This window comes from Chloroflexota bacterium (assembly GCA_035652535.1).
GTDB lineage: Bacteria > Chloroflexota > UBA6077 > UBA6077 > SHYK01 > DASRDP01.
This window is the reverse complement of sequence record DASRDP010000043.1, coordinates 1-6,463: the sequence shown is the minus strand read 5'-3', so window position 1 is coordinate 6,463 and position 6,463 is coordinate 1. Positions and strand designations below refer to the sequence as shown.

The 6,463-nt window shown below is 66.5% G+C and carries 4 protein-coding genes; 3 read left to right on the top strand and 1 reads right to left on the bottom strand.

Annotation, left to right across the window (positions count from 1 at the left end; genetic code table 11):
• Positions 1-53: 53 nt before the first annotated feature.
• The gene (locus tag VFC51_05215; protein ID HZT06409.1) at positions 54-1,454 is read right to left on the bottom strand and encodes a Rieske 2Fe-2S domain-containing protein; all 1,401 of its coding nucleotides are present in this window, start codon (positions 1,452-1,454) and stop codon (positions 54-56) included.
• Between the two features lie 96 nt (positions 1,455-1,550).
• Here VFC51_05215 and VFC51_05210 point away from each other — a divergent pair, with 96 nt between their 5' ends.
• The 3 genes from VFC51_05210 to VFC51_05200 all read left to right on the top strand — a co-directional run bounded on the left by VFC51_05210 (position 1,551) and on the right by VFC51_05200 (position 6,281).
• Positions 1,551-2,762 (top strand): M24 family metallopeptidase, encoded by a 1,212-nt coding sequence (locus tag VFC51_05210; GenBank protein ID HZT06408.1) that lies wholly within the window; start codon positions 1,551-1,553, stop codon positions 2,760-2,762.
• A 13-nt stretch (positions 2,763-2,775) separates the two neighbouring features.
• On the top strand, positions 2,776-3,984 hold the full coding sequence (locus tag VFC51_05205) for a M24 family metallopeptidase (GenBank protein ID HZT06407.1): 1,209 nt from the start codon (positions 2,776-2,778) through the stop codon (positions 3,982-3,984).
• A gap of 590 nt (positions 3,985-4,574) precedes the next feature.
• Positions 4,575-6,281 carry a peptide ABC transporter substrate-binding protein gene (locus tag VFC51_05200; protein ID HZT06406.1) on the top strand — a complete coding sequence of 569 codons (1,707 nt, stop codon included), beginning with the start codon at positions 4,575-4,577 and terminating at the stop codon, positions 6,279-6,281.
• The last annotated feature ends 182 nt before the right edge of the window (positions 6,282-6,463 follow it).

The following is a 6,463-nucleotide window of genomic DNA, read 5'->3' as shown; positions in this document are numbered from 1 at the left end:
GAGAACGAACAAGGATCGCGCCGCGCGAATATTGGGCAAACGGGCGATCGGCATCATGTCCGCGCTTGCGCGACCTCGGGCTCCAGGAACGCGGGCCGCGCGTGCCCCTTCGAGCGCACCGGGTTGTCCGGCAGCTCGATCGTCCACTCGCGTGTCCCCTCGAGCCACGGAACGTCCTTGGGGAGCAACCCGGAGGCGCAACGGAAGCGGAAAGCGCTCGGCTCGTCGACGCAGGCGGGCACCTCGCCACGGTCACGGAGGGCGCGCGCAGCCTCGAGCAAGCGCATGCGCACGCGCATCTCGGCCACATCTGTTGGCCCGAGGTGCTCGCGAGCGCGGTTGACGATTCGGCCCATGCCCTCCTGCATGGCGCGGTCCTCCAGGTCCGTGCTGGGCAGTCCCGAATACCTGCCCCGGAGCTGCACCTCTGGGTCGTAGCCAAAATCGTTGCCAAGCTGGGCCCGCTGGCGCCAAGCATCGCCGGCGGCGGTGCCCGGCGGCAAACGCTCCTCCCAATAGTCGGCCCGCCCGATCCGCTGTCCGGATGGGCTCTGGATCGCCGTGCCTCGCGGCGCGAAGCTCCGCCATTCGGGGTCGCCAACGGGCTTGGATGGGTGCCAGCTGTAGAACCAGACGAGGGTGCTGTAGTCGTCGATTGGGACCCAGATATGACCGGACACGGTCGTAATCCAGTCCGAGACGGGAGGGAACATGGTCATGAAGGGGAAGAAGAAGTGGCCGACGCCGTAGTGGTACTGCTCCTCGTCGTAGCGGCGCCGGACGCAATGGACTACGCCGTAGGGCGTGTCCCGAGCGTCCATCGTCGGCTTCTCGTTCGTGTAGCGATCGATGTGGTTCTCCGCCCCGATCAGGAGATCGCGTGCGGTGAAGCTGTGTAGGTACGCTCCGTGGCTGAGGTCGAGGTCGCCTTCGAGGGACTGGAGGTAGTTGCACTCACGCACGGTGAGGGACATCCGCTTCTGGTTCTCGGGAATCGTCGCAAGGCCGAACTCGGGCAAGGGCGGCAGCTCGTCGCCCCGCCTCGGTCCCATGTACGTCCAGATGGTGCCGTTCACCTCGCGGCAGGGGTAGGCCGGGTGCCGGATATGCTGCCGCATCGACTCGGCCACAGCCTCGTTTGGGATCTCCAGGCAGCGGCCGTCCACCCCGTAGAGCCACCCGTGGTAGATGCAGCGCAGGCCCCCATCCTCGTTGCGCCCGAAGTACAAGGAGGCGCAGCGGTGGGAGCAGTGCTCACCGAGGAGCCCGATCCGCCCGGCGGTGTCGCGAAACATCACCAGGTCCTCGCCCAGCAGCCTGATCCGGATGGCGTGCTCGCCGGCCGCGGGGGCGTCCGCGGAGGGAACGACCGGGAACCAAAACTGGCGGAACAAGTTGCCCATCGGCGTCCCAGGCCCAACGCGCGTCAGCAGCTCGTTCTCCTCGGGGGTCATAGGCTCCGCCTCCTGCCGGGGTGCGCGGTCCCGCCCGCGCGGTCTGGAGAATGGTACACTCTCCGCGCCTATTCAGGAGCGGCACCTGGTGGAAGGATGATCGGCGAAGCGTGGTCTCCGGACTGGAGCAACGCCGTTTTTTCGCTCGCCGAGCGTGATCGCCGCTGGCGCAAGGCCCGCGAGCTGATGGCGCGAGACGGGATCGACGCCATCGTGTGCTTGCCGTGGACGAGCAACCACGATCGCGGCCAGGCCGACCCGCGCTACCTGACCCAGCTCGGCGAGAACTCGGATGAGACCACCATCGTCTTCCCCCTCGATGGCGAGGTGACCGCCTGGCATTCACGCGGCGGGGTCTGGCCCTCCTCGAACTGGTTCACCGACATCCGCGCCGCAGCCCGGGGTACTGGTGGGGCGAGCGCGGCGGGCAGGCTCAAGGAGCTCAGGCTCGAACGCGGGACGATCGGGATCGCGGGACTCACGGGCGGTATGCTCTCCCACTGCCGCATTACCGAGGGCGAGCAGAACTGGCAGTCCGTGGAGATCATCAAGCGGGAGCTGCCGAACGCCAAGGTCGTCTCGGCGACCGACCTCCTCGGCGAGGCACGCTACCAGAAGAGCGAAGCGGAGATCGACTTCCTGCGCCGGGGGACCGCCATCGCCGACAAGGTGCTCGGCGCCATCGTCGAGCACGCGAGGCCCGGGGTCGCTGAGCGGGCCGTATGGGCGGAGATGCTTGCCACCTACGGCGAGGCAGGAGGCTCGTTCGAGCCCATGTTCGGCTGGATCAGCGGGCCCCAAGGGAACGTATACCACCGGATCGAGCAGCCAACCTTCCGCGTATTTCGCCCCGGCGATCAGCTCACGGTGGAGATTGACGGGCGTTGGGGCGGCTACATCGCGCAGATCGACCAGACGTTCGCCCTGGGCAGAGCCGCCCAGGACCTTAGGGATGGGATGAAGCTCGCCTACGAGTCGTTCAACCGGGTCTTCGCCGCCCTCAAACCAGGCGTCACGGTAGGAGAGCTGCTGGAGATCGGCACGGTCGAGGGCATGGGGGGGCGCGGCGTCGCTCGCCTGACCATGCACGGCCGCGGGACGGGCGACGATGGACCGCTGGTAACGGGGCGGCTCACCCCAGAGCTGCGGGCGATCGAGATGAAAGAAAACTGCGTCATGGTGATCAAGCCGAGCGCGACCGTCGATGGCAAGGGCTACGGCGGGAACTGGGGTGAGACGGTCGCGATCCGATCCTGGGGCGCCGAGCGGCTCGGCGCCCACCCCCAGTACCTCTACGAGCTGGCATGAGCGGAGAGCATTGATGGCCGAGAAGTGGTCGCGCGCCTGGAGCAACGTGGTGTTCTCCACCCGCGAGCGGGATCGACGGTGGGCCAAGGTGCGGTCGCTGATGAGGCGTGACGGCGTCGACGTCCTCGCCGTGCTCCCATGCTCCAACAGCCACAATCGCGGCGCGGCGGACGCCCTCTATCTAACCCAGCTCGGCGAGGCCGCGGACGAGACGGTCGTCCTATTCCCGCTGGAGAACGAGCCGACGGCCTGGCTGTCGCGCGGTGGTGTTTGGCCGTCGTCGAACTGGTTTACCGACATTCGCGCCGCGACCCGGGGGACGGGCGGCCGAGTCATCATCGACCGGCTGCGCGAGATCGGCTTCGAGCGGGGGACCATCGGCATTCCAGGGCTCACCGGGGGCGTCCTGGCCCACTGTCGCGAGGGCGAGGGCGAGGTCAACTGGCAGTCCGTCGAAATGATCAAGCGGGCGTTCCCGAACGCGGCGGTCGTCTCGGCCACCGAGTTGCTTGGCGAGGCGCGCTTCCAGAAGAGCGCCGAGGAGATCGACTTCCTCCGCAAAGGCACGCTGCTCGGCGAAAAGATCCTCCAGACCATCCTGGACTATGCCCACGTCGGGGTGCCCGAGCGGCGCGTCTTTGCCCAGATGTGGGCGACCAATGCGCGGGAGGGCGGCAGCGTAACCCCGATGTTCGGCTGGACCTGCGGTCCGTTCCCGAACGTCTACCACCGCGTGGAACAGCCGTCCTTCCGATCATTCCAGCCTGGCGACTTCCTCTCTGTGGAGATCGACGGGCGGTGGGGCGGCTACATTTCGCAGATCGATCCGTGCTTTTACTTCGGCAAGGCGCCTCGGGAGCTCGAGGACGTCCATCGTGCCATCTTCGACACGTTCAACAATGCCCTGTCGATCCTCAGGGCCGGGATGACCGTGGCCGACGTCTTCAGCCGCGCCAATCAGACAGCCTTGGACGGGCGATTGCAGACGACCCTCAGCATGCACGGGCGGGGAACCGGCGACGACGGGCCATTGGCCCTCGGCCTTCGCGACACGCACCTCCTGGGCGTCGAGTTGAAAGAGAACAGCGTGATGATGCTGCGCGCGAGCGGATCCCTGGATGGCGTGAGCTACGGGCGTTGGGCGGATACCGTCGTGATCCGCAGGAACGCCGCGGAGCGCCTCGGGACCCGCCCTCAAATCCTCTACGAAGTCGAAGGGTGACGCGGAAGGTGAAGCGGCCGGGAATGGTCTCTTTGAACATGGTGGATACCCAGCGGCCGCCGATCTCTTCCTGGATCGCGTCCAGCTCTTCGTCGGATGGCGGGCGTTGTGCTTGAGGGAGATGGGATCCACCGCGTTGATGGGGGTCCCGGACCTGGCCCTGGATCTCTCCAGTCTCCTCCATCTTGCGGATGGCTCGGATCAGCATGCTCCTCCACGCGCTGATCGACATGTCGGCGTTGCCTGGTCTCATGGCCGGGCTACCGGTCAGGCGGAGGCTGGGGAAGGTGTACTCGGGGCCGCCGTGGAACTCCCCTGAGGAATTGCCCTCTGCCTGACCAGGTTGTACTGCACGAATGACTTGGCCAGGCAGCCGAGCCATGCGTGGAAGCTGGGCGTGCTTCGCGGATTTCGGGCTGCGGCGCGATGGATGCTGAGGAACGAAGAGAACGCGAAGAAAAGCTCGGTGTAGGTTAGCCGGTGGCGCTCGGTAGCGATCGAGGGGCCGACTCTGCGCGACGTCTCCTTCGAAGGGTCCCCACCGGAATTTGGAGCCCTGAGTGTATTCATATGGCGGTACACTCCCCCGCATGAAACGACTCAGCGCGATGTTGCTCGTCGCCGCGACGATCTCCGCGTGCACCGCCCAGCCCCAGCCCGGCTTGCCTGCGCGGCCGGAGGGTGCGAGCGCCGCTCCCAACCAGCATCGGGTGCTCACGATCGCGATCCGCTACGAGATCCAGCGCTTAATCCCCAAGAGCTACCAGTCCGGGATCCAAGAGAACAAAGCGCTGTTCACGGCAACGCTCACCCGCAACCAAGCGGATGGCGCCATCGGCCCTCAGTTGGCTGAGGTACCCCGGCTCGACACCGACACCTGGCGGGTATTCCCCGACGGTCGCATGGAGACGACCTACCGCCTGCGACCCAACCTCATTTGGCACGATGGTCAGCCGCTGGTCGCGGACGACTTCGTGTTCGCCTGGCAGGTCTACACCAGCTCGGCGCTGGACATTTTTATCCGAAATCCCCAGCAACTCATGGACTCGGTGACCGCGCCCGACCCGCGCACGCTCGTGATCCATTGGAGCGCGCCGTATCCCGATGCCAACTCACTGGAGCTCGAGGACCTCGACCCACTGCCCCGTCACCTGCTCGGCGAGCCATTCGCGAACATCGCCCAGACCGGGCCAGACGGCTTTCTCGCCCTACCCTATTGGGTGGCAGAATACGTGGGGGCCGGCCCCTATCGCCTGGTCCGCTGGGAGCCGGGCGCGTCGTTCGAGGGGGTCGCCTTCGACGGCTATGTGTTCGGACGGCCCAAAATCGACCGGGTGATTCTGAAGGTCATCCCGGACGACACATCGGCGCTCACCAACGTGCTGGCCGGGACCGTCGACTTCACCAGCCTCCGCTTCGAGCAGGGCCAGGCCTTGATGCAGGAATGGGTCCCGAGCGGCAAAGGATCGTTCACGCTCGATCTCGGGGGCGCCCAGAGCGAGTGGGTCCAGCTTCGGCCCGAGTACGTCGGCCATCCAGGCCTGCTGGACGTCCGCGTTCGCCGGGCCATCGCCCACTCCCTCGACCGCCAAGCCATCAACGAAGGGGTATTCGAGGGTCGGGGCACGATGGCTGAGACCATGGTGCCACCGTTCGAGCCGTTCTACGCCGACGTCGATCGGGCCGTCCGCCACTACCCGTTCGATCCGCGGCGAGCTGAGGAGCTAATGAACGAGGCCGGTTACTTCAAGCGCGACGGCCTCTTCGCGAACGCGGCCGGCGAGCGATTCTCCTTCGACCACATCACCCAGAGCACCGGGCCCGAGTTCGAGCGGGTCGAGCTGATCATGACCGACGGCTGGCGGCGGGCGGGCATGGAGGTGCGACCATCGGTCCTTCCCTCCGGCCAGGTCGGGCCGGGCCAGCAACGGCACACCTTCCCCGGTATCTCGGGCCGGGGTGGCGGCCGCCTCGAGCGCAACTGGATCACTGCTGAGATCGGGACGCCTGAGAACCGGTGGACGGGCGAGAACCGGTCCGGCTGGTCCAACCCGGAATACGATCGCCTATACGAGCAGTTCGTGGCGACTCTGGACCGCGCGACGCGGACCCAGCAGTTCGTGCGGATGCAGCAGCTACTGGCGGAGGAGCTTCCGGTCTATTTCACCTATTTTTCGGTGACCTCGACGATTCACGTGGCCGGCCTCAAGGGGCCAACCGCATCGACCACCGGAACCGGGACGTTTACTCGCGGCCTCGGCCGCTGCTGGAACATCGACGAGTGGTCGTGGCAGTAATCAGGAGAGACGGATGCTGAGCAAGGAAGAGAACGAGTTGTTGACCCAGACCGGCCCGGGAACCCCGTGTGGGCGGCTGCTCCGAAGCTACTGGCAGCCCGCCGCGCTGAGCGAGGAGCTTCCGCCCGGTGGGCCGCCCATCCCGCTGCGCCTGTTCAGCGAGGACCTCGTCATGTTCCGCG

Excerpts from the sequence above, each read along its gene's own strand:
- VFC51_05205 (HZT06407.1), top strand. The coding sequence starts at position 2,776 with ATGGCCGAGAAGTGGTCGCGCGCCTGGAGCAACGTGGTGTTCTCCACC.
- VFC51_05215 (HZT06409.1), bottom strand. The coding sequence starts at position 1,454 with ATGACCCCCGAGGAGAACGAGCTGCTGACGCGCGTTGGGCCTGGGACG.
- VFC51_05210 (HZT06408.1), top strand. The coding sequence starts at position 1,551 with ATGATCGGCGAAGCGTGGTCTCCGGACTGGAGCAACGCCGTTTTTTCG.
- VFC51_05200 (HZT06406.1), top strand. The coding sequence starts at position 4,575 with ATGAAACGACTCAGCGCGATGTTGCTCGTCGCCGCGACGATCTCCGCG.